This is a genomic window from Pseudomonas sp. Z1-29, assembly GCF_051131995.1.
Classification (GTDB): domain Bacteria; phylum Pseudomonadota; class Gammaproteobacteria; order Pseudomonadales; family Pseudomonadaceae; genus Aquipseudomonas.
In genome coordinates this window covers 3,441,448-3,463,706 of sequence record NZ_CP071645.1, presented here as the reverse complement: position 1 = coordinate 3,463,706, position 22,259 = coordinate 3,441,448, and the positions used below count along the sequence as shown (strand labels likewise).

The 22,259-nt window shown below is 63.5% G+C and carries 14 protein-coding genes and 2 pseudogenes; 9 read left to right on the top strand and 7 right to left on the bottom strand.

The window, feature by feature from the left end; translation table 11 throughout:
• Positions 1–77: 77 nt before the first annotated feature.
• On the bottom strand, positions 78–1,862 hold the full coding sequence (locus J3P84_RS15550) for an IlvD/Edd family dehydratase (protein ID WP_434624170.1): 1,785 nt from the start codon (positions 1,860–1,862) through the stop codon (positions 78–80).
• 46 nt (positions 1,863–1,908) lie between these two features.
• Positions 1,909–3,090, bottom strand: a complete 1,182-nt coding sequence (locus tag J3P84_RS15545; RefSeq protein WP_434624168.1) for a fumarylacetoacetate hydrolase family protein — start codon at positions 3,088–3,090, stop codon at positions 1,909–1,911.
• A 113-nt stretch (positions 3,091–3,203) separates the two neighbouring features.
• On the opposite strand from J3P84_RS15545, the gene J3P84_RS15540 reads away from it, so the two are divergent.
• From J3P84_RS15540 to J3P84_RS15520, 5 genes are all read left to right on the top strand, one after another.
• The gene (locus J3P84_RS15540; RefSeq protein ID WP_305495087.1) at positions 3,204–4,142 is read left to right on the top strand and encodes a LysR family transcriptional regulator; all 939 of its coding nucleotides are present in this window, start codon (positions 3,204–3,206) and stop codon (positions 4,140–4,142) included.
• Between the two features lie 306 nt (positions 4,143–4,448).
• On the top strand, positions 4,449–5,831 hold the full coding sequence (locus tag J3P84_RS15535) for an MFS transporter (RefSeq protein ID WP_434624165.1): 1,383 nt from the start codon (positions 4,449–4,451) through the stop codon (positions 5,829–5,831).
• Positions 5,828–6,568, top strand: coding sequence for an SDR family oxidoreductase (locus J3P84_RS15530; protein WP_434624163.1), 741 nt, complete (start codon positions 5,828–5,830; stop codon positions 6,566–6,568). Before J3P84_RS15535 ends, J3P84_RS15530 begins: the two co-directional genes overlap by 4 nt.
• 25 nt (positions 6,569–6,593) lie before the next feature.
• On the top strand, positions 6,594–7,442 hold the full coding sequence (locus J3P84_RS15525) for an ureidoglycolate lyase (protein WP_434624161.1): 849 nt from the start codon (positions 6,594–6,596) through the stop codon (positions 7,440–7,442).
• 186 nt (positions 7,443–7,628) lie between these two features.
• Positions 7,629–8,531, top strand: a complete 903-nt coding sequence (locus tag J3P84_RS15520; protein ID WP_434624159.1) for a hypothetical protein — start codon at positions 7,629–7,631, stop codon at positions 8,529–8,531.
• An 11-nt stretch (positions 8,532–8,542) separates the two neighbouring features.
• On the opposite strand, the gene J3P84_RS15515 is transcribed toward J3P84_RS15520, so the two are convergent.
• The 4 genes and pseudogenes from J3P84_RS15515 to J3P84_RS15500 form a co-directional block, all read right to left on the bottom strand.
• Positions 8,543–11,638 (bottom strand): multidrug efflux RND transporter permease subunit, encoded by a 3,096-nt coding sequence (locus J3P84_RS15515; RefSeq protein WP_434624157.1) that lies wholly within the window; start codon positions 11,636–11,638, stop codon positions 8,543–8,545.
• 3 nt (positions 11,639–11,641) lie between these two features.
• Positions 11,642–12,808 carry an efflux RND transporter periplasmic adaptor subunit gene (locus J3P84_RS15510; protein ID WP_434624154.1) on the bottom strand — a complete coding sequence of 389 codons (1,167 nt, stop codon included), beginning with the start codon at positions 12,806–12,808 and terminating at the stop codon, positions 11,642–11,644.
• A gap of 94 nt (positions 12,809–12,902) precedes the next feature.
• Positions 12,903–13,499 (bottom strand): annotated as a pseudogene (locus tag J3P84_RS15505) (methyl-accepting chemotaxis protein); the annotation flags it as partial.
• A gap of 309 nt (positions 13,500–13,808) precedes the next feature.
• Positions 13,809–14,954, bottom strand: a pseudogene (locus J3P84_RS15500) (PDC sensor domain-containing protein); the annotation flags it as partial.
• A 497-nt stretch (positions 14,955–15,451) separates the two neighbouring features.
• Here J3P84_RS15500 and J3P84_RS15495 point away from each other — a divergent pair.
• From J3P84_RS15495 to J3P84_RS15480, 4 genes are all read left to right on the top strand, one after another.
• Complete coding sequence (locus J3P84_RS15495) at positions 15,452–16,900, top strand: APC family permease (RefSeq protein WP_434624152.1); 1,449 nt, start codon at positions 15,452–15,454, stop codon at positions 16,898–16,900.
• 85 nt (positions 16,901–16,985) lie between these two features.
• A complete protein-coding gene (locus tag J3P84_RS15490; protein ID WP_434624150.1) occupies positions 16,986–18,407 on the top strand; it encodes an aldehyde dehydrogenase family protein in 1,422 nt (473 codons plus the stop codon).
• Between the two features lie 11 nt (positions 18,408–18,418).
• Positions 18,419–19,768 (top strand): aminotransferase class III-fold pyridoxal phosphate-dependent enzyme, encoded by a 1,350-nt coding sequence (locus J3P84_RS15485; protein ID WP_434624148.1) that lies wholly within the window; start codon positions 18,419–18,421, stop codon positions 19,766–19,768.
• A gap of 82 nt (positions 19,769–19,850) precedes the next feature.
• Positions 19,851–21,176, top strand: a complete 1,326-nt coding sequence (locus J3P84_RS15480; RefSeq protein WP_434624146.1) for a hypothetical protein — start codon at positions 19,851–19,853, stop codon at positions 21,174–21,176.
• Between the two features lie 162 nt (positions 21,177–21,338).
• On the opposite strand, the gene J3P84_RS15475 is transcribed toward J3P84_RS15480, so the two are convergent.
• The gene (locus tag J3P84_RS15475) at positions 21,339–22,091 is read right to left on the bottom strand and encodes an IclR family transcriptional regulator (RefSeq protein WP_434624144.1); all 753 of its coding nucleotides are present in this window, start codon (positions 22,089–22,091) and stop codon (positions 21,339–21,341) included.
• Between the last annotated feature and the right edge of the window lie 168 nt (positions 22,092–22,259).

Below are 22,259 nucleotides of genomic sequence, written 5' to 3'. Positions count from 1 at the left end.
GACAAGGAGACGGGTGATGTAGGAGGCTTCTTTAAGTGCTCCCAAACGCCCGGCCACTCACGACCGGGCGCTCCGAGTCAGTGCGAATGCCGCGGCTCGCCACTCCGGGCGATTACCCGCAAATGCAACGTGGCCGGCTCCAGGCAGCCGCCGGTGGACAGCTGCCCGACCAGTTGCCGATAGAGTTCCTGCCAGGGCGTTTGCGAGGGCGGGATGCTCGGTGTCCATTCGCGACGGCGCCGTTCCATTTCGGCCTCGTCGACCAGCAGGTTGACGGTGCGGGTGTTCAGGTCCACTTGCAGCCGGTCGTTGGTTTGCAGCAGCGCCAGGCCGCCGCCCACCGCCGCTTCAGGGGACATGTTGAGGATCGACGGGCTCGCCGAGGTGCCGCTCTGGCGGCCGTCGCCGAGGCAGGGCAGGGAGTCGATACCGCGTTTGATCAGCGCTGCGGGCGGCGCCATGTTCACCACCTCGGCGCTGCCGGGATAACCCACGGTGCCAACGCCGCGAATGACCAGGATGCAGCGCTCGTCGATGTCCAGCGCCGGGTCGTCGATCCGCGCGTGGTAATCCTCCGGTCCTTCAAACACGATCGCCCGGGCTTCGAAGCTGTTTTCGGCGCCGGGCTCGGACAGGTAGGTCTTGCGAAACGCCTCGCCGACCACCGACATCTTCATGATCGCGCTGTCGAAAAAATTGCCGCTGAGCACGATGAATCCAGCGCGATGCTTGAGCGGGGTATCAAACGGGTAGATGACATCGGCGTTGCTGGTCAGGCTGCTGCTGACGATTTCGCCAATCGATTTGCCGCTGACCGTGGCGCAGTGCTCGTGCAGGCGTCCGGCCTTTTGCAGTTCATGCATGACCGCCGGCACGCCACCGGCGCGGTGGAAGCCTTCGCCGAGGTACTTGCCGGCCGGCATGCAGTTGACCAGCAGCGGCACGTCTTCGCCAATCCGCTGCCAGTCGTCCAGGCTCAGTTCGACGCCCATGTGCCGGGCGATGGCAATCAGGTGCGGTGGGCAATTGCTTGATGCGCCGAGTGCCGAGGCGACGGCGATGGCGTTTTCGAACGCCTCTCGAGTCATGATCCGGGATGGGCGCACGTCCTGGCGCACCAGTTCGCAGATGCGCTTGCCGGTGGCGTAGGCCATCTGCCCGCGCTCGCGATAGGGCGCCGGAATGCTCGCGCAACCGGGCAGCGACATGCCCAGGGCTTCGGCCAGGGCGTTCATCGACAGCGCGGTACCCATGGTGTTGCAGTGGCCCACGGAGGGCGATGCCGCCGTGGTCATTTCCATGAAGCCTTCGTAGTCGATTTCGCCGGCGGCCATCAGGTTGCGTGCGTGCCAGAGCACGGTGCCGGAGCCGATCAGTTCGCCCTTGTGATGGCCGTCGAGCATCGGCCCGCCGGAGAGCACGATGGCCGGAAGGTCGGTGGTCGCCGCCGCCATCAGGCACGCCGGGGTGGTCTTGTCGCAGCCGGTGGTGAGCACCACGCCGTCCAACGGGTAGCCATGGAGGATTTCCACCAGGCCCAGGTAGGCCAGGTTGCGGTCCAGGGCGGCAGTGGGCCGGCGCGACTGTTCGGCGATCGGGTGCACCGGGAATTCCATCGGGATGCCGCCAGCATCGCGGATGCCGGCCTTGACCCGTTGCGCCAGCTCCAGGTGATGACGATTGCAGGGCGTCAGGTCGCTGCCGGTCTGGGCGATGCCGATGATCGGCCGGCCCGATTGCAGCTCTTCGCGGGTCATCCCGTAGTTCATGTAGCGCTCGACATACAGGGCGGTCATGTCCGCGTGAGCCGGGTCGTTGAACCACTGCTCGCTGCGCAGGCGGCGTTTTGGCGTGTCACTCATGATTCATTTCTCTCTTGTAATTGGATGAATCGACGATCTGTCGGGCTCAGCGATCGAGCAGCCCCCGCGCGGCGAGATTACGCAGCAAGGCGCCGACGCCGAAGGTCCAGGGCGCGGCCTCGCAGCTGTGAGTCACCTGATTATGCAAACAGCCGAGCAACGGGCTGCTGATACTGACCCGGTCGCCCAGTTTGTGGGTGAAACCGCTGCCGGCGTGGTCGCGATCCTCGGTGGGGGCGAACAGGGTACCGAGAAACAGCAGGAAGCCATCCGGGTATTGGTGGTTGGCGTTGAGTGTCTGGCCTGCGAGGTCCTGCGGGTCGCGGCTGATCTGGCTCATGGAGCTGCAGCCGTGCAGGCGGTAACCGTCTTCGCCGTGTACCTGCAGATCGACCTCGCAGGCCCGCACGTCGTCCAGGCTGAAGTGTTCATCGAACAGCCGAATGAACGGCCCGATGGCGCACGAGGCATTATTGTCCTTGGCCTTGCTCAGCAACAACGCGCTGCGGCCTTCGATGTCCCGCAGGTTGACGTCGTTGCCCAGGGTGGCGCCGTGGATCTGGCCGCGGCTATTCACCGCCAGCACCACTTCCGGTTCCGGGTTGTTCCATTGCGAGGCTGGATGAATGCCGATCTGGCTGCCGCTGCCGACGGCGGCCAGCACCGGCGCCTTGGTGAAGATTTCCGCGTCCGGCCCGATGCCGACCTCTAGGTACTGCGACCACATGCCCTGTTCGATAAGGAAGGCCTTGAGGCGCATGGCTTGCTCGGAGCCCGGGACGATCGAGCGCAGGTTGTCGCCAATGACGCTGTGCACCGTCGCGCGCACGGCTTCGGCCCGGGCCGCGTCACCGCCAGCCTGCTCCTCGATCACCCGCTCGATCATGCTCGCGGCGAAGGTCACGCCGGCGGCCTTGATCACTTGCAAGTCCAAGGGCGGCAACAGGAACGGCTTGGTCGGGTCAGCATGCATGCCGGTGTTGGCCAGCAGCGCGTCGACGCTGGCGATGAACGTGCCAGGCGTTTGCCTGACCGCTGTCAGCGGCGCGGGCGTTTCCAGCAAATCGCTCAACGTCGCGAAACGCTCCGACAGGTCGAACACTCCGTCGCTGCGCAGCACGATTGGCGAAGGCCCGGCGACCCGGCCAGGGACCCAGGCACGACCAATCAGGGTGCCGGCCAGGCCATCGACCGGCAGCGTGTTCTCGGGGGTAAGCATCAGCGACATGGGCAGTCTTCCTGGTTCGTAAAGCTTTCAAGCTAGGGCGCGCTGGTGATGAACTCCAATGAGATATATTCAGTATCTGATAACGTCCGGTTATTGCATCGTGAGGGTTGCCCATGTCCGATCTGTCCTTCTCCAGCTTCTGCGGCTGGCTCAAATTCCGCCATCTGCTGCTGATCGATACCTTGGGCCGCACCTGCAACATGCACCTGGCGGCCGAGCAGATGAACCTCAGCCAGCCGGCGGTGAGCAAGATGCTCAAGGAAATCGAGAGCCTGCTCGGCTTTGCCCTGTTCGAGCGGCGCCCGCGCAGCATGCCGCCCACCGCGCTGGGTGAGCATGTGCTGCGCTACGCACAGATCGCTTTGAATGACGCGCGCTCGTTCGTCGAGCAGATCAGCAGCCTGCGGGAGGGCGGCCATGGTTATCTCAAGGTCGGCGGGATCTTTGCCGCGACCGCGGTGGCCCTGCCCGAGGCGATCCTGCAGATCAAGCAGCGCTGGCCGTTGTTGTCCATCGAGGTGGTAGAGCAGACCAGCAATCACCTGATGAAGATGCTGGAAGAGAAGAAGCTCGACCTGGCCGTGGCGCGGTTTACCGAGCAGAGCCAGCAGCAGCGCTACGACTTCCAGCCCCTGGCTCCGGAACCGTTCTGCATCGTCGTCAACGACCGGCATCCGCTGGCAGACGCCGGGCCGATATCGCTGCAGCAACTGGTGGACCTGCCATGGATTCTCTACCCGGTCGGCACGCCGATCCGCGCCCGCATGGAACTGGCGTTCGCCGAAGCGGGCGTGCGGATGCCGCGCAACACCATCGATACGATTTCCATGCAGACCTTCCTCCAGGTGCTGAAACGCGGCCCGATGATCGGCATGCTGCCCAATGCGATGGTTGATCCGCTGCTGGAAAGCGGCCAGCTCAAGACCCTCGATACCCCGTTGCACCTGGTGCCGCAGGATTACGGCATCCTCACGCGAAAGGACGAGCCGCTGGTGGGCGCGGCGCTGGAGTTTGCCGAGATTCTCAAGGACAACGCCCGCCAGAGTGGTTGACAGTGCCGCCGCCTTCGCGAGCAGGCTCGCTCCCACAGTCGATTTTCTACTGAGGTAAATCACAACCCCGGTGGGAGCGAGCCTGCTCGCGAAGACATGGGTCCAGCCAGCACCAAACCCCGTGGCGAGGGAGCTTGCTCCCGCTGGGCTACGCAGTAGCCCCTCGGATTCCGATAACAACTGGTTATCAACTAATCCAAAAATGCCATTGGGAAAGAATCGATCCGCGACAGTAGAGTCCTCGTTCAATCGCCGGATGAGCCGCTCATCCGACGTGACCCAATAACAACAATCAGGGGTTACCTCATGCAAACCATCTCCGAGCCGTTGCCTGCCCAGGCGCAAGCCGGCGAACTGGATTTCGAAGACCGGACCTACCGCAAGGTGATCTGGCGGATCCTGCCCGTGCTGCTGTTGTGCTACATGGCGGCATACCTTGATCGGGTCAATATCGGCTTCGCCAAGCTCGACATGCTCGCCGAGTTGCAATTCAGCAACACCGTGTACGCCTTGGGCGCCAGTATGTTTTTCTGGGGCTATTTCCTGTTCGAGGTCCCCAGCAACCTGTTGCTGCATCGTCTGGGCGCGCGGTTCTGGATCGCCCGGATCATGCTCAGTTGGGCGGTGATCTCCATGGCCGTGGCCTACACGGTGCCGCTGGCAGCGTTCTTCCACATCGAATCGAGCACGATGTTCTATGTGCTGCGTTTCCTGCTAGGCATCTGTGAAGCAGGCTTTTTCCCCGGCGTGATCCTCTACCTCAACTACTGGTTCCCGACCCACCGGCAGAGCCGGGTGATGTCCGGGTTCCTGCTGGCGTTGCCGGTCAGCCTGACACTGGGCGGGATCCTGTCCGGGTGGCTGATGAACAGCATGCAGGGCGTGCAAGGCATGTCCGGCTGGCAGTGGATGCTGATCATCGAGGGCATCCCTTCGATCATCATGGCCTTCGTGGTGATCGTCTGCCTGGCCGATAACATCGACAAGGCCAAGTGGCTGTCGGCAGCGGAAAAGGCCATGCTCAAGGCCAACCTGCAAACCGACAACCAGGGCAAGGCTTCGCGCTTGAGCGAAGTGTTCTTCAACCCTCGCGTCTGGTTGCTGGTGCTGATCCTGCTGACCTTCAACACCGGTTTCTACGGCCTGGCCTTCTGGATGCCCTCGATCATCAAGAGCACCGGCATCACCAATAGCCTGCACATCGGCTTGCTCACCGCCATTCCCTACTCGGTGGCAATCGTGGCGATGCTGCTCAATGCGCGGCACTCCAACCGCACCGGCGAACGGCGCCTGCACGCAGCCATCCCGGCATTCATTGGTGGCGCCGGGCTGATCCTCAGCGCGTTTTTCGCCGATAACCTGGTGCTGTCGGTGCTGTTCCTCAGCGTCTCCGCCTCGGGGATCCTTAGCCTGATGCCGATTTTCTGGACCTTGCCGGGCACTGTGCTGTCGGGCGTTGCCGCCGCAGCCGGGATCGGCATGATCAACGCGATCGGCAACCTGTCGGGCTTCACCGGTTCGATGATCACGGCCGTGGCGGAAACCCTGACGGGTAACATCAACAACGGTACGTACGTCCTGGCGCTGTGCCTGTTGGTCAGCGGCGGGTTGATCCTGGCGATTCCCGCCTCGATGCTCGGCAGGACCCCCAAGACCGCGCCCACCGCCGCGCAACTGGAGACCGCATGAACCTGCGAGGCAAGCGGGTGCTGGTGACGGCGGCGGGACAGGGCATCGGCCTGGCCAGCGCCGTGGCCTTCGCCCGGGCCGGCGCCGAGGTGTTCGCCAGTGACATCGATATTCGCGCGCTGGCGGGCATCGAGGGGGTCACGCCGATGCTCCTGGATGTCACCTCGGCCAGCGCCATCGACGCCGCCCGCGAGCGGATTGGCGGGCTGGACGTGCTTTTCAACTGCGCCGGCTACGTGCACAGCGGCACCATTCTCGATTGCGACGAAGCCGCCTGGGCGCGCTCGATGGACCTCAATGTCAGCGCCATGTACCGCATGATCCGCGCGTTTCTGCCGGGTATGCTGGCGCGTGGCGGCGGGTCGATCATCAACATGTCGTCGGTGGCGTCCAGTATCAAGGGCGTGCCCAATCGTTTCGCCTATGCTGCCAGCAAGGCGGCGGTAGTCGGGCTGACCAAGTCCGTCGCCATCGACTTCGTCAGTCAGGGTATCCGTTGCAATGCGATATGCCCCGGCACCGTGGATTCGCCTTCGCTGCGCCAGCGCATTGCCGACCAGGCGGCGCAGCAGGGGGTCGAGGAGGAACAGGTCTACCGGCAGTTTCTCGACCGCCAGCCCATGGGGCGCATCGGCAACACCGAGGAGGTCGCGCAACTGGCGCTGTACCTGGGCAGCGACGCATCTGCCTACACCACCGGGACGGTACACGTCATTGACGGTGGCATGAGCCTCTGAATTTTCATTTGAGCAGGAGCACTTCATGAAACTGTTGCGTTACGGCGAAAAAGGTTCGGAAAAGCCCGGGCTGCTGGATGATGACAATCAGATCCGTGACCTGTCGGGCCACGTGCCAGACATCGCCGGGCAAGCCCTGGCTCCTGAAGGCCTGGCAAGACTCGCCGCCATCGACCCGCGCAGCCTGCCGGTCGTGGGCGGGCAGCCGCGGATCGGCGCGTGCGTCGGACAGGTCGGCAAGTTCATCTGCATCGGCCTGAACTACGCCGACCATGCCGCCGAGTCGAACATGGAGGTGCCGAAAGAACCGATCATCTTCAACAAGTGGACCAGCGCCATCTGCGGACCGAACGACGATGTTCAGATTCCCCGTGGCTCGCTCAAGACCGATTGGGAAGTCGAACTCGGCGTGGTCATTGGCAAGGGCGGGCGCTACATCGACGAAGCGAACGCCATGGAGCATGTCGCCGGTTATTGCGTCATCAACGATGTGTCGGAACGCGAGTGGCAACTCGAACGCGGCGGCACCTGGGACAAGGGCAAAGGCTTCGACACCTTCGGCCCGCTTGGACCCTGGCTGGTGACGAAGGACGAAATCGCCGATCCCCACGCGCTGGATCTGTGGCTGGAAGTCGACGGACATCGTTATCAGAACGGCAATACCCGGACGCTGATCTTCAGCGTGCCGCAACTGATTGCCTACCTGAGCCGGTGCATGAGCCTGCAGCCCGGCGACGTGATCTCGACCGGGACGCCACCGGGTGTCGGCCTGGGCATCAAGCCCAACCCGGTGTTCCTGCGCCCGGGCCAGACCATGCGCCTGGGCATTCAAGGTTTGGGTGAACAGCGTCAGGTGACGGTGCAGGCGGACTGATCACTGGCTTACCGCCGTCTTCGCGAGCAGGCTCGCTCCCACAGAATTTCCGCCTCCCTGTGGGAGCGAGCCTGCTCGCGAAGACGCGGGTCCGGCCACACAGGAATGGGAACTCTGGAGAGACTGTTCGCGCAATCAAAAATCGCCCAAGATGCGCGACCCGTTTCAAGAGAAATGACGCCCTCCATGCGCGACGACTCCCACACGCAGTTCTTCCGCTTCCAGACCCCTGATCCAGCCATCGGGCCGCGAGAGCAGGCACCGATGCTTGCGCAGGAGCTGGCCTGGGCGCGGGACCGTGCGTCCATGCATGACTTCAGTTGGTTGGTCGTACTGCTGCCGCCATTGAGCATGGGCCCGGTGCTGCCGGGCGTGGTGTTCCTGGCGGGCCTGGGCCTGGTCCAGAAGTTGTTCGCCCCGGACCTGGACGTTGATCGGATCGTCGGCGACTCCTTGGGCTGGCTGGCGCTGGCGACGCTGCTTTTCGTGGCGGCGTGGATACTGTCCAATTACCTGCGCGATTCGCGCGACCCGACCAAGCACTATTGGCAATCGATGCCCGATCAAGGGCTGGTCGAGCTTGAGCGTCACACGCTGGTCTCGGCCATCAGCCTGTGGGCCAACGACTTTGATCCCGATTGCAGCAGCCTGATGTTATGGAAAAACGACAAGCTGGAGCGGGTGCAAAGCTCCGGCGTGTCGCAGTGGATCCTGGCGATGACCACGGCCGGCCATTGGCTGGTGCTCAAGGAGGAATTTCCCGGTGATTTCTGCTACCGACGGGTAGGGCAGATCCCCGCGCCGGAGAAGCAGATGCAACCCAAGCAGCAACTGGCGATTGCCTTCGCTCCCGGCACCCAGTTGGCGCTTGGCCGGCGTTTCGACGGTGAGCCTTTGCCAATGACGCAGACGTCTTACTGGATGTCTGCCGATGAGATCAAGCGACTCGCGCAGATTGCCCATCACTGGATGTTTTTCCCGCCGGACCGTTATGCGGTCGTCAATGACAGGGACGCCGGCTGGGTACGACGCCTGGCGGACAAAGCCCTGGCCAGCGTCGAGAGCCAGGCTGTGCCACAGGGCAATTAGCGTAGCCAGCCTCAACGCGTTTTGCTGCGCGCGACCCGCTTCATCACCACCACGAAAAACACCGGGACAAACACCACCGCCAGCGTGGCGCTGATCATCCCGCCGATCACGCCGGTACCAATCGCCTGCTGGCTCGCCGAGCTGGCCCCGGTGGCGATCGCCAACGGGACCACGCCGAGGATGAACGCCAGCGAGGTCATGATGATCGGCCGCAGGCGCAGGCGCGCGGCCTGGAGCGTGGCGTCGAGCAGGTCATGGCCATCGTCGTAGAGGCTCTTGGCGAATTCGATGATCAGAATGGCGTTCTTCGCTGACAGGCCGATGATGGTAATCAGGCCGATCTTGAAGAACACATCGTTGGGCATGCCACGCAACGAAACAGCCATTACGGCGCCGAGCACGCCCAGCGGTACCACCAGCAACACCGAGGTCGGGATCGACCAGCTCTCGTACAGTGCCGCCAGGCACAGGAACACCACCAGCAGCGACAGGCCCAGCAGGATCGGTGCCTGGCTGCCGGACAAGCGCTCCTGCAAGGACAGGCCGGTCCATTCCTGACCCATGCCCTTGGGCCCCTGGGCCACCAGCCGTTCGATCTCGGCCATGGCTTGCCCGGTGCTGTAGCCCGGCGCCGGTTCTCCGGAAATACTCACCGCTGGATAGCCGTTGTAGCGAGTCAACTGTGCCGGCCCCTGGGTCCAGCGCGCCTGGACAAACGCCGACAACGGCACCATCTTCCCGCTGCTGTTGCGTACGTGAATCTTCAGCAGGTCCTCGACCTGGCTGCGCTGGTCACCCTCGGCCTGGACCACCACCCGCTGCATGCGGCCCTGGTTCGGGAAGTCATTGATGTAGGCTGAGCCCACCGCCGTGGACAACACACTGCCGACGTCGGCAAAGGAGATGCCCAAGGCATTCGCCTGTTTCCGATCCACTTCCAGTTGCACCTGCGGCGCTTCCGCCAGGGCGCTTTCGCGCACATTCATCAGCACCGGGCTTTTATCCGCGGCGGCGAGCAGATCGCTGCGGGCCTGCATCAGCGTGGCGTGGCCGAGGCCGCCGCGGTCCTGCAAGCGGAACTCGAAACCGCTGGAGGTGCCGAGACCGTCCACCGGCGGTGGCAGCACGGAAAACACCATGGCGTCCTTGATTCCAGCGAAGGCCTGGTTGGCGCGATCGGCGATGGCCGCCGCCGAATCGTCGCCACCGCGCTGCGACCAGTCTTTCAGCGTGGTAAATGCCAGGGCCGCATTCTGCCCGCTGCCAGAGAAACTGAAGCCGAGGATGACCGTGCTGTCGCCGACCCCAGGCTCGCCGGCATTGTGCGCCTCGATCTGCTCCACCACCTGCACCGTACGATTCTTGCTGGCACCCGGCGGCAGCTGGATGTCGGTGATGGTGTAGCCCTGGTCTTCCACCGGCAGGAACGAGGAGGGCAGGCGACTGAACAGCAGGCCCATGCCCACCAGCAGCACGCCATAGATCAACAGATAGCGGCCGCTGCGTTTCATCGCGTAGGCGACCCAACCCTGGTAGCGGTTGCCGAACCGGTCGAAGCCACGGTTGAACCAGCCAAAAAAACCACCCTTTGCATGGTGATCGCCTTGGGTGATCGGTTTGAGCAAGGTCGCGCAAAGCGCCGGGGTCAAGGTCAGCGCGAGAAAGGCCGAGAACAGGATCGACGTCGCCATCGACAGCGAGAACTGCTGGTAGATTACGCCCACCGAACCCTGCATGAACGCCATCGGAATGAACACCGCCACCAGCACCAGGGTGATGCCGATGATCGCCCCGGTGATCTGGCCCATGGCCTTGCGCGTCGCTTCCTTGGGCGACAGGCCTTCCTCGGCCATGATGCGCTCGACGTTTTCTACCACTACGATGGCGTCGTCCACCAGGATGCCGATGGCCAGCACCATGCCGAACATGGTCAGCACGTTGATCGAGAACCCCAGCGCGAGCATGGTCGCGAAGGTGCCCATCAGCGCCACTGGCACGACGAGGGTGGGGATCAGCGTGTAGCGGATGTTCTGCAGGAACAGGAACATCACCGCGAACACCAGCAGCATCGCCTCGCCGAGGGTATAGACCACCTTGGTGATCGAGACCTTGACGAACGGCGACGTGTCGTAGGGAATCTTGTACTCCACGCCGGCCGGAAAGTAGCGCGACAGCTCATCCATTTTCGCGCGCACCAGAGTGGCGGTGTTCAGCGCGTTGGCGCCCGGCGACAGCTGAACGGCCACGGCGGTGGAGGGTTTGCCGTTCAGGCGCGTGGAGAACTGATATTCCTGGCTGCCGATTTCCACCCGCGCGATGTCGGCGATGCGCACCGTGGAACCGTCGGGGTTGGCCTTGAGCACAATGTCGGCAAATTCCTGCGGGTTCGAGAGCTGGCCCTTGACGACGATGGTCGCGGTGATTTCCTGGGTGCTGCGGCTCGGCAGGTCGCCGAGGCTGCCGGCCGAGACTTGGGCGTTCTGCGCCACGATGGCAGCGTTGACGTCGGCCGGGGTCAGGTTGAAACCCAGCAACTTCTGCGGGTCGATCCAGATCCGCATGGCTCGCTCGGCACCGTACAGTTGGGCCTTGCCGACACCGTCGAGGCGCTTGATCTCGTTCATCACGTTGCGCGCCAGGTAGTCGCTGAGCGCCACGTCGTCGAGCTTGCCGTCGCTGGAGGTGAGGGTGATCAGCAGCAGGAAGCCGGCGGAAACCTTATCGACCTGCAAGCCCTGCTGGGTAACCGCCTGCGGCAAGCGCGACTCCACGGCTTTGAGGCGGTTCTGCACGTCGACCTGGGCCAGTTCCGGGTTCGTCCCCGGTTGAAAGGTCGCGGTAATCGTCGCGCTGCCGAGACTGCTCTGGGATTCGAAATACAACAGATTGTCGGCGCCGTTGAGCTCCTCCTCGATCAGGCTGACCACGCTTTCGTCCACCGTCTGCGCCGAAGCGCCCGGGTACACCGCGTAGATCTCGATTTGCGGCGGAGCCACGACCGGGTACTGCGCCACCGGCAGTTGCGGAATGGCCAGGATCCCGGCTAGCAGGATGAACAGCGCGACGACCCAGGCGAAGACGGGGCGGTCGATGAAAAAATGCGGCATGGCTTAGTGTCCTGCCTGTGGCCCGGGAACCTGGGCGAGGGGGAGAGGGGCGTCGTCGACCCGGACCTGTTCACCGGGGCGGGCATGCTGCAGGCCTTCGACGACGATGCGATCGCCCGGCTTCAAGCCTTGCGTGACGATCCAGCGATCGTTCTGCGCCGCGCCCAGTTGCACCGGTTGCTGACTGATCTTCTGCTCGGCGTCCAGCAGCAGCACCTGCGCGACGCCGGCGCTGTCGCGCAGGATCGCCCGTTGCGGCACGGTGATTCCCTGGCGGTTGACCGCCTGTTCCAGGCGTACGCGAATGAAGCTGCCGGGCAGCAGATCGAGGTCGGGGTTGGGGAACTCGCTGCGCAGGGTGATCTGGCCGGTGCTCGGGTCGACGCTGAGGTCGGTGAACAGCAACTTGCCCGGCAGCGGATAAGGGCTGCCGTCGTCCTCGATCAAGGTGGCCTTGGCCTGGCCCTGGCCGACGGCTTGCAGCTGCCCCGCACGGAACGCGCGACGCAGCTCGTTGAGTTCGCGGGTCGATTGGGTGAGGTCGGCGTGGATCGGGTCCAACTGCTGGATCAGCGCCAGTGGCGTGCTTTCGTTCTGCCCCACCAGCGCGCCTTCCGTCACCAGGGCCCGGCCGATGCGCCCGGAAATCGGTGCGGTCACCGTGGCGTAGCCCAGGTTCAGCTTCGCCCGTTCAACGGCCGCCTTGTTGGCGGCGACGTCGGCTGCGGTCTGGCGCACGGCGGCCCGGGCATTGTCATATTCCTGGCCGCTGATCGCCTGGTCATCGATCAACTGGGCATAACGCTGCGCCTGCAACCGGGCCTGGAACGCATTGGCCTCGGCCTTGCGCAATGCCGCCTCGGCGCTGTCCAGGTCGGCCTTGAACGGCGCCGGGTCGATGCGAAACAACACGTCGCCCTGCTTGACGTCGCGGCCTTCTCGAAACACTCGCTGCAAGACCACGCCGGCTACCCGTGCACGGACCTCGGCCACCCGTGGCGCGGCGATACGGCCACTCAGTTCGTTGCTGATCGACAGTGGCCCGGCCTGGACGGTCTCGATACGCACGCTTGCCAGCGGCGCGGATTCTTCCGGGGTCGAGGCGCTGTCACAGCCGCTCAGCAACGCCCCGACCAACAGGCCCAGTGTGACGAAAGGAATCTTGGACATGGTGCTTCCCCAATATTGAACCGCCCATGGTAGGGACCGGAGCCAAGGTCAGGGGTGAAGCTTTGTAGGCGCTCTGTGAAATTGTGTAACCGCGCTAGATCCGAAAGTGCTCCACCAACTGCTGTTGATGGTTGGCCATGGCATGCAGCGAGTGGCTGGCCTCGGAGGCTTCGTGCATCTGGCCGCTCAAGGTTTCGCTGATGCCGCGAATGCCGCTCACCCGATGGCTGATGTCCTCCACGACCGAGCTTTGTTCCAGGGCTGCGCTGGCGATTTGCTGGCTCATCTGTTCGATCACTTCCACCGCCCGGGTGATACGTTGCAGTGCCCCGTGGGTCTGCTCGACCTGGACCACGCTGCCCCTGGCCAGCTCGCGGCTCGATTGGGTGCTGTGCACCACCTCCTGGCTCAGTTGCTGCAACGCTTCGATCACCGTGCGTATCTGCTCGACCGAGTTCTGCGTGTTGCTCGCCAGATGCCGGACTTCGTCAGCCACCACCGCGAAGCCGCGGCCCTGTTCGCCGGCGCGGGCCGCTTCGATAGCGGCATTCAAGGCCAGCAGGTTGGTTTGCTGGGCGATGGCGCAGATGACGTCGAGCACCTGGCTGATCTGCTGGCTGTTGTCCGCCAGTACTCTGACCTGCCCAAGCGTTGCCTCCAGCCGTTGGTCCAGGGCATCGATGCTGTTGACGGCACTGGCGAACATCTCCTGCCCCGATCGACTGGCATTCTGGGCTACCGTTGCGGCATCGGCGGCCTGGTGGGAATGGCGGGCAACCTCCTGGGCGCTGGCGCTCATTTCGTGCAAAGCCGTCGCCGCCAGTTCTACCTCGCGGTATTGCTGCTGCATGCCCGCGCTGACTTCGCGGGCAACGCGCGCCGAGGTGTCGGCGGTCTCCCGGGTGTCGAGGGAGGCTTGCTGGATATCCCGGATGATCGGTTGCAGTTTGTCGAGAAAGCGATTGAAGCCGTCGGCCAGTCGACCCAGTTCATCGTGCCGCGTGTTCGGCAGCCGCTGGGTGAGGTCACCGTCGCCTTCGACAATCGCATCGAGCATATGTGCCACCCTCAGCAGTGGCCGGGTCACGCCGTATGCGCTAAGCCAGACAAGCAACAGTCCCAGCCCGGCGCAGAGCAAGCCGAGGCTGAGGTTGAACCCGTTGGACTGGCGCTGCTTGTCGTCCAGTTGCGCCTGCATGTGCAGGGCGGGCGCCTGCACCAGTGCTTCCGGCACGCGTATCTGCAATTGCCAGGGATTGTTGGCCGGAGCGGTTTGCACCGTTTGCTGCACATCGACCGAAGCGCCCGCCACGGCGCCGCTGTGGCCGGCAATCTGCCCGGAGGGGGAGAGAATACTGATCTCGCTGTGGCCGGGGTACAAGTCATCGGCAAGGCTGGCGGCGAGTTGCTGAAGGGTATCCAGGCTGATGTCCATGCCGACGATACCGATGACTTTGCCCTCGTCCAGCAGCGGTATGGAAATGCTGCTCATCAGGGTCTTGCGGCCTTCGACTTCGATCGCGTAGGGCTCTGTTACGCATGTGCGCCCCTGGGTCTGCGGGCAGATGTACCAGGCATTTGCCGGCTCGCTGCCCGGTGGCGCGGTGTTGGCGCTGATCTGGGCTTCGCTGAGCACTTCTTGCACCAGATGGCCGGGTTGGCTTTGTGACCAGTACAGGGCAAAGCGGCCGTTTTCATTGCCGGCCAGGTCGCGCTGCCCGGAGAAACCGGCGTCTGGACCGACCAGCGCGTCGGGAAGCAGCACCACGTAGAAACCGAGGACTTTTTCGCGATTCGCAAGGGCCTGGCGGGTTGCGGCGATCAGGTCCTGGCGCAGTTGCCCTGGCGTCAGTCGCCCGTGCAATGCCTGGGTGCGCAGTTGAAGCACTTGTTGGGCAAAGCCTTCGCCATAAATCGCTGTTTCGCTGAAAAAACGCTCCACCCGCTGACCGTGTGCCAGGGCCTGTGCCCGCAGGCCTTCCAAGGCCGATTGCCCTAGCAGCTGGCTGCTTTGCTGCTTCAGCAGCGTCGCGCCTTGCTGGTTCTGATACAGAGAGGCAGCGGTCAATGCCCCGACCACGGCGAGCAGGCACAGACCGCTCAACAGCGTGATCCGCCATTGGATAGAGAGACGAGCGAAGAACATGCTGAGGTTTCCTGCGCTTGGGGATTTTTATTGTTTTGGGCTCCGCGTCGTTTGACCGGTGGGCAACGTTATCTTGCGCCAGGAAACGCCTGCCGGTTATCCCGAATCGGCAGCCGTTGTGCGTCGTCATCGGGCCAATACGCGTCACTCAAGAGCACGCTGAATTTGTAGTGAGGGGATTTATCCCCGCTGGGCTGCGAAGCGGCCCCAAACCAGGCCGCTCTGTGTGCCAGGAAGATTGATTTCACTGCTTCAGGGCTGCTTCGCAGCCCAACGGGGATAAATCCCCTCGCCACAGGTCCGCCATGTCCCCGGACCAAACAGGCTGAGCAGTTTTGGGGCGTCGCTTCGGATGCTGCCGTTTTGGGATAGCGCAGGGTTCTGGCGAGGGCATAGCATCGATTCCAGCGTACAACCAGAACAATAAGCTTTTGGCGAACGGCGCCGTTGGCCGTCCCGATCCCGCAACACTGCCTCATACAATAAGGTCAAGAACAATGAGCGTATCTTTCCCGATCAATGGCTCGACGGAGTTGAAGCGCGGCGCCCTGGGTGTCGGCTTCATCATCTTCTTTGTGATTTCGGCGGCGAGCCCCCTGAGCGTGATCGCCGGTGGCTTTCCCATCGGCATCATGCTCGGCAACGGCGCCGGTACGCCCGCGCTGCTGCTTCTGGCGTTGTTGGTGTTGCTGGCCTTTTCGGCGGGATACACCGCCATGTCCCGGCACATGACCAATGCGGGGGGCTTCTACGCCTTTACCTCCCGTGGCCTCGGTGGGTTGGCGGGCGGGGCGGCAGGCGTGTTGGCGATGTTTGCCTACAACATTCTCCAGGTCGGCCTGTACGGGATGTTTGGCGGTGTGGTCAGTGGCACGATGGCCAGCATGTTCGGCCTGGAATTGCCGTGGTGGGCTTATTCGCTGCTGGCGATGGCGAGCGTGGCGATTCTCGGCTATCGCAAGATCGACCTGTCGGCCCGTGTGTTGTCGGTAGTGGTGATTGCCGAATACCTGGCGATCCTGACGCTGGACTTCGCCATGCTCAAGTCCGGTGGCGACAGTGGCATCAACCTCGATTCGTTTGACCGCAGCCACGTATTCAGCGGCACGCCTTCAATCGGCCTGTTGTTCTGTTTTGCCGCCTTCATCGGCTTCGAGGCCACGACGATCTACGGGGAGGAGGCGAGGAACCCGCAGCGCACGATTCCCATTGCCACCTACGCGTCGGTGCTGTTGATCGGTGGTTTTTATGCGCTGTCGGTCTGGGCCATGGTCATCGGCGTCGGGGCCGACAAGATCGTCCCGACCCTGCAGGCGCTGCAGGATCCGACCACGTTCATCTACGGCCTGTCCGATCATTTTGTCGGCCCGCAGCTGACCCAGGTCATCCGCGTGCTGTTCATGGTCAGCATCTACGCCGGGCTGCTGGCGTTCCACAATGCCGCGGCGCGTTACTTCTACGCCATCGGCCGGGACGGGCTGCTGCATAGCCGGTTGGGGACGACCCATCGCGTTCACCAGAGCCCACACATGGGCTCGGTCCTGCAAAGCCTGATTGCCGCGGTGGTGGTGCTGATTTTCGCCGCGCTGGACGCCGACCCGATCCTGCAACTGTTCGCCTGGTTCTCCAACCTGGCCACCCTCTGCGTCATCCTGCTCATGGCGCTCACTTCGGCTGCGGTGCTGGTCTATTTCCGCAAACACCCGGAACTGAAACTCGGGCTGTGGCGCGGTCGGATCCTTCCCGGCTTTTCATGCCTGGCGTTACTCGCGGTGCTAGTCCTTGCCGTGCTGCATTTCGATGTGCTGACCGGCGCCAGCCAGCTCTTGTCCTACGGCCTGTGCGCCGTCATTCCCGTCGCGCTGATCGTCGGTGTGTTCCTCGCCGCCCGACTGCGCAAGGTCGCGCCCGAGCGATATAGCGCACTGGGTAGCCACAAGCTCTAGGGCGCCAACCCGGCAACGCCAGTCACCCAGAAAACCCGTTCGCTGCCGTTCCGCACGGTCCGGCAGTGCGTGAAAGGAAGGTTCCATGCACGATTATCAAATGCTCATCAATGGGCTCCCGGTCAACGGTGAAAATGGCCACTTCGATGTGCTCAATCCGGCCACCGGTACCGCGTTCGCCCGTTGCCCGGCCGGTTCCCTGGCCCAGTTGGACCTTGCTGTCGAAGCGGCCCAGTCGGCCTTTATCGAATGGCGACACAGCAGCCACGAAGACCGCCGCCGACGTTTGCTGGATATCGCCGATGATATCGAGCAGGAGGCCGACGCATTGGCCCGGCTCATCGTCCTGGAGCAGGGCAAGCCGCTGGCGCTGGCGTTCTCCGAAGTCATGGGCGCGGCGGCCTGGACCCGCTATGCCGCCGAGCAGCAGATTCCCGTCGAACTGGTGGAAGAGACCCCGGCCCAGCGCATCGAGCTGCATCGCAAACCCTTGGGCGTGGTGGCCTCGATCACACCGTGGAACTGGCCGTTCATGATCGCCGTCTGGCACATCATGCCGGCGTTGCGGGCCGGCAACTGCGTGATCAGCAAGCCTTCAAGCCTGACACCCTTGAGCACCCTGCGCCTGGTGGAAATCATCGCCGGTCATGTGCCCCATGGCGTGATCAATGTGGTGACCGGTGAACAAGGTTTCGGCAGCGCGATCACTGCCCACGCCGGCATTCAGAAGATTGTCTTCACCGGCTCGACCGCCACCGGCCAGAGTGTGATGCGCGGCGCCGCCGCCAACCTCAAGCGCCTGACCCTGGAGCTGGGCGGCAACGATGCTGCGATCGTGCTGCCCGGCACGCCGGTCGAGGCGGTGGCCGAGGATATTTTCCAGGCGGCCTTCCTCAACATGGGCCAGACCTGCGCCGCCCTCAAGCGTCTGTACGTCCATCAATCCCAATACGAGGCCTTTGCCGATGCGTTGACGGGCATTGCGGCGCGCCAGGTAGTGGGCGATGGCCTGGAGCCCGAGGTGACCTTCGGCCCGGTGCAGAACGCTGAACAATTGGCGCTGGTGGAGGCGCTGGTAGCCGACGCCCGTGGCCATGGCGCGCGGGTGCTGTGTGGCGGTGCGCGACTGGACCGGCCGGGCTTCTTCTACCCGCCAACCCTGGTCGCCGACGTCACCGATGGCCATCGCCTGGTGGACGAGGAACAGTTTGGCCCGGTGTTGCCATTGATCGCCTATCAGGACGTCGAGGATGTCCTGCGCCGCGCCAATGCCGGCGACATGGGCTTGGGTGGCTCGGTCTGGGGCAGCGATATCGAGCAGGCCCAGGCGTTGGCCAGTCGTCTTGAAAGCGGCGTGGCCTGGGTCAACTGCCACGCGCAGATCCAGCCGAATACGCCGTTTGGCGGCAGCAAGATGTCCGGGTTCGGCGTCGAGTTCGGCCTTGAGGGGTTGCTGGAATTCACCGGCCAGCAACTGCTGTACGTACGCAAGCGTGAAACACAGTGAGGACTGCAACCATGTACGAGCACTACAAGACAGCGCAAAAGAAATTCTGGCATCCGATGAGTTCATCGGCCCCCGCGAACCGCTCGAAGACATTGGTCATTGCCCGGGGCGACGGCAACTACATCACCGACATCGAAGGCCATCGCATGCTCGACGGTGTCGGCGGGTTGTGGAACGTGAACGTCGGCCATAACCGGGCTTCGGTGAAGGCGGCCATTGCCGCGCAGATGGATGAACTGGCGTATTACCAGACCTTCGACGGCATCGCGCATCCTCGGGTGTTCGATCTCGCCGAGCGGCTGACGTCGATGTTTGCCGAGGAAAACATGGAGCGGGTGCTGTTCAGTTCCGGCGGTTCCGACGCAGTCGAGACCGCGTTGAAAATGGCCCGCCAATACTGGATCGCCAGCGGCGAACCCGGACGCACCCGTTTTCTGTCGTTGCGCAACGGTTACCACGGCGTGCACATGGGCGGCACCTCGGTGGGTGGCAACGGCGTCTATCACTACAACCATGGGCCGCTGTTGGCCGGCTGCCATTTGCTCGACACGCCCTGGCTGTATCGCAACCCCTGGGACTGCCGCGACCCGCAGGAGCTCACCGCCCACTGCATTCGTCAGTTGGAGGACCAGATCGCCTTGCTCGGTGCGCAGACCATCGCCGCGCTGATCGCCGAGCCAGTGCAGGGCGCCGGCGGCGTGATCGTCCCGCCGGCCAACTACTGGAAGAGCCTGCGCGAGGTGTGCGATCGCCACGGCATCCTGCTGATCGCCGATGAAGTGGTGACCGGTTTCGGCCGCACCGGCTGCATGCTCGGCAGTCGTGGCTGGGGCGTCTCGCCAGACGTACTGTGCCTGGCCAAGGGCATCACGGCCGGCTACGTGCCCATGGGCGCTACCGTGTTCAACCGGCGCATCGTCGAGGCGATCGAGAACGGGCCGGGTTTCAGCAGCGTGATCATGCATGGCTACACCTACAGCGGACACCCGACCGCTTGCGCCGCGGCTTTGGCGGTGCTGGACATCGTCGAGGCCGAAGATTTGCCGCGCAACGCCGGCAAGGTCGGCGCCCAGTTGCTGGAGCAACTGCAACCGTTGGCTGAGCGTCACGCGGTGGTCGGCGAAGCACGCGGCAAGGGCTTGATGATCGCTCTCGACCTGGTGGCGGACAAGGCCACCCGTGAACCGCTGGACCCGGCCACCGGGCTGGCCTCGCGCATCGCCGAGCATGCGCGCCGCGCCGGCGTGCTGGTGCGCCCGATCGGCAACAAGATCGTCCTCTCGCCGCCGCTAACCCTCACCTCCGATGAGGCCGGCTTGATGGTCGACGCGCTGGATGACGCGCTCGCCAACTGCCGCTGACCCGGTCCACCGGCGTAGCGTGCTGCGCCGGCTCCCCAAATAAAAAAGCAGCCTGCAAAGGCGCACCACAAGGAGCTCAGCCATGCGGTCCCTAGCGCGTATGGAATTTTTCGGCAGTGGTCTTGCCTGCACGCTGGCGCTCTGCGCCGCGAGCCAGGTCCAGGCCTATGAGCTGTATGCCGATGACGACACACACCTCAACGCCGACATGCTGGCGGTGTTCGGCCATTTCAACAGCCGCAAGAATTACAACGGCAGGTCCGGCGGTTCGACTTGGCGTGAGGGCTTCATCAAGTACGGATTAAGCGGCGACCAGGGTCTTGCCGACCGTGGCACCGCCTACGGTGCGTTCAATCTGGTCAGTTCGGCCACTTGGGGCGATGGCGACGCGGCCGGCAATACGCTGGGCAGCGAGCGCACGACGAAGATCGAAGACGCTTACCTGGGCTGGCGCTCAGCCGATCTGTTCCCGGTGCTGGGACGGGACGGTATCGATATCTCCGGCGGCCGCCAGGTGGTCAAGCTGGGCCGGGGATTCCTGATCAACGATGACGGGCCCAACCTGGGCAAAGGCCCGGCGGACGGACGTTTGAACCGCGGTGGCGCCTATTACCTGGCCGCCCGGCATGCGTTCGACCAAACCGCCGTGTTGCGCCTGGGCGGGCAGGATGGGCTGCACGGCAGTGTGCTGTGGCTCAAGTCCGACAACCGCGCCCAGGCCGAAACCGAACTGGCCGCCGGCACGCTGGACTACACCACCCAGGCCGGTACGCTGGGGCTGACCTGGGTGCATGGCATGGACGTGAACGACCGCTGGGCCAGTGATTTCCAGCGCCAGCGCAAGGGCATGGACGTCTACAGTGTTCGCGGCGAGGGCGATGCCGGCATCGAGAACGCCAGCCTGGCCTTCGAATACGCCTGGCAAGACAAGGACGCCGGCCCGCAGAGCGCCTGGTACGCCGAGGCCGGCTACACCTTTGCCGATATCGCCTGGACGCCGAAGCTGACCTACCGCTACACCCGTTATTCGCAAAAATGGGACTCGCTGTTCACCGGCCAGAGCACCGGTTACGGCACCTGGTTCCAGGGCGAAGTCGCGGGGAACTATGCCGGCCCGTTCAACAGTAGTACCGGCATCCACCATCTAGGCCTGACCGCCAGGCCATTGGAGAACCTGACCCTCGGTGCGTTGTACTTCGACTTCAACACGGTGCGTAAGGACAACGCCGTGAACCTGGATGCCCGGGAGCTGGACCTGTACGCCGAGTGGGCGGTGAACGAGCATTTGATCGTCACGCCGCTGGTGGGCCTCTACAAACCGGATCGGGATGCGACGACAGGGGGCAATCAGGTGAGCGGTAACGGCACCAACGTGTACAGCCAAGTGACGGTGGCAGTGCCGTTCTGAGGCAGGGGCTGTTCGCTAAACCCTGTGGCGAGGGAGCTTGCTCCCGCTGGGTCGCGCAGCGGCCCCTCTTTTTTGGGCCTGCTACGCAGTCCAGCGGGAGCAAGCTCCCTCGCCACAGGTTGGGTGTTTTTTTAAGTGGTCGGTATGGCGCAAGATCCCTTTCTAGCCCACAGCAGGCGGATGTTGCATCCGCTCGGCAATCCGCCGAGTAGTCTCCATGACCATTTCAATCACGGTCTCCTGGCGCAGCAGCTTGAAGCTGTGGGTGCTGCCGACGGCCGAAAGGCTGCCCACCACTTCATCAAGCCCGGGATTGATGATCGGCGCCGCGATACCGGTCAGCCCTTGATTGAGCTCATCGTGCGTCAGGCAATAGCCGTCCTTGCGGATTTTTTTTGTCGCCTTGGAAAAGCCCGCCCAGTCGTAGGTGTTCGCGGGGTCGTTGGCCAGGTGCTCGTCGAACAGCCGCTGCAGCCGCCGACCTTTCTGGAAAGCAATCAATACCTTGGATTGGGCACCGCGAAAAAACGGCAGCGGGTGGCCGCGGCCGAATGAGAACTGGTAGGTGTCATTCGGGTCGGCGATGTAGGTATTGATGATGTGACCGTCATAAAAAACGCTGGCGAACACGGCGAGGCCGGTCTGTTCGGACAGCTCGTGCATCAGCTCGCGCCCGGCGACGAGGATCGGGTCGTACTGACGCATCATCCAGTCAAGCTCGATGATGCGCGGCCCCAGGCCGTAGCTGCCGGCATCCACCCGGGTCAACAGGCCCGCGTCACACAAGTCCTTGACGTAGCGGTACACGGTCGCCCGCGACAGGCCCATGCGTTCGGCAATGGTATCGGGGTCGATCTTCAGTCGATCCGGGCCGAAGAGGTCCAGGACGCTCAGCATTTTGCTCAGGCTGCTCATTTCGCTCCTAAAGGGGGAGTGGCGCGTAGGTGGCCGTTTGGGTGAGCACTATAGGTAGGCGCGTCGCTGATGAAAAGCCTGCGAGGTCGTCCATGCGTGCGCTGCCAAGGTAACCCAATACCTGAGAAATACAAGTCTCAAGACCGACGTTTAAGCTCGATAAAATCA

Coding starts and splice junctions, on each gene's coding strand:
- J3P84_RS15550 (WP_434624170.1), bottom strand. CDS start 1,862: ATGAGTGACACGCCAAAACGCCGCCTGCGCAGCGAGCAGTGGTTCAAC.
- J3P84_RS15545 (WP_434624168.1), bottom strand. CDS start 3,090: ATGTCGCTGATGCTTACCCCCGAGAACACGCTGCCGGTCGATGGCCTG.
- J3P84_RS15540 (WP_305495087.1), top strand. CDS start 3,204: ATGTCCGATCTGTCCTTCTCCAGCTTCTGCGGCTGGCTCAAATTCCGC.
- J3P84_RS15535 (WP_434624165.1), top strand. CDS start 4,449: ATGCAAACCATCTCCGAGCCGTTGCCTGCCCAGGCGCAAGCCGGCGAA.
- J3P84_RS15530 (WP_434624163.1), top strand. CDS start 5,828: ATGAACCTGCGAGGCAAGCGGGTGCTGGTGACGGCGGCGGGACAGGGC.
- J3P84_RS15525 (WP_434624161.1), top strand. CDS start 6,594: ATGAAACTGTTGCGTTACGGCGAAAAAGGTTCGGAAAAGCCCGGGCTG.
- J3P84_RS15520 (WP_434624159.1), top strand. CDS start 7,629: ATGCGCGACGACTCCCACACGCAGTTCTTCCGCTTCCAGACCCCTGAT.
- J3P84_RS15515 (WP_434624157.1), bottom strand. CDS start 11,638: ATGCCGCATTTTTTCATCGACCGCCCCGTCTTCGCCTGGGTCGTCGCG.
- J3P84_RS15510 (WP_434624154.1), bottom strand. CDS start 12,808: ATGTCCAAGATTCCTTTCGTCACACTGGGCCTGTTGGTCGGGGCGTTG.
- J3P84_RS15495 (WP_434624152.1), top strand. CDS start 15,452: ATGAGCGTATCTTTCCCGATCAATGGCTCGACGGAGTTGAAGCGCGGC.
- J3P84_RS15490 (WP_434624150.1), top strand. CDS start 16,986: ATGCACGATTATCAAATGCTCATCAATGGGCTCCCGGTCAACGGTGAA.
- J3P84_RS15485 (WP_434624148.1), top strand. CDS start 18,419: ATGTACGAGCACTACAAGACAGCGCAAAAGAAATTCTGGCATCCGATG.
- J3P84_RS15480 (WP_434624146.1), top strand. CDS start 19,851: ATGCGGTCCCTAGCGCGTATGGAATTTTTCGGCAGTGGTCTTGCCTGC.
- J3P84_RS15475 (WP_434624144.1), bottom strand. CDS start 22,091: ATGAGCAGCCTGAGCAAAATGCTGAGCGTCCTGGACCTCTTCGGCCCG.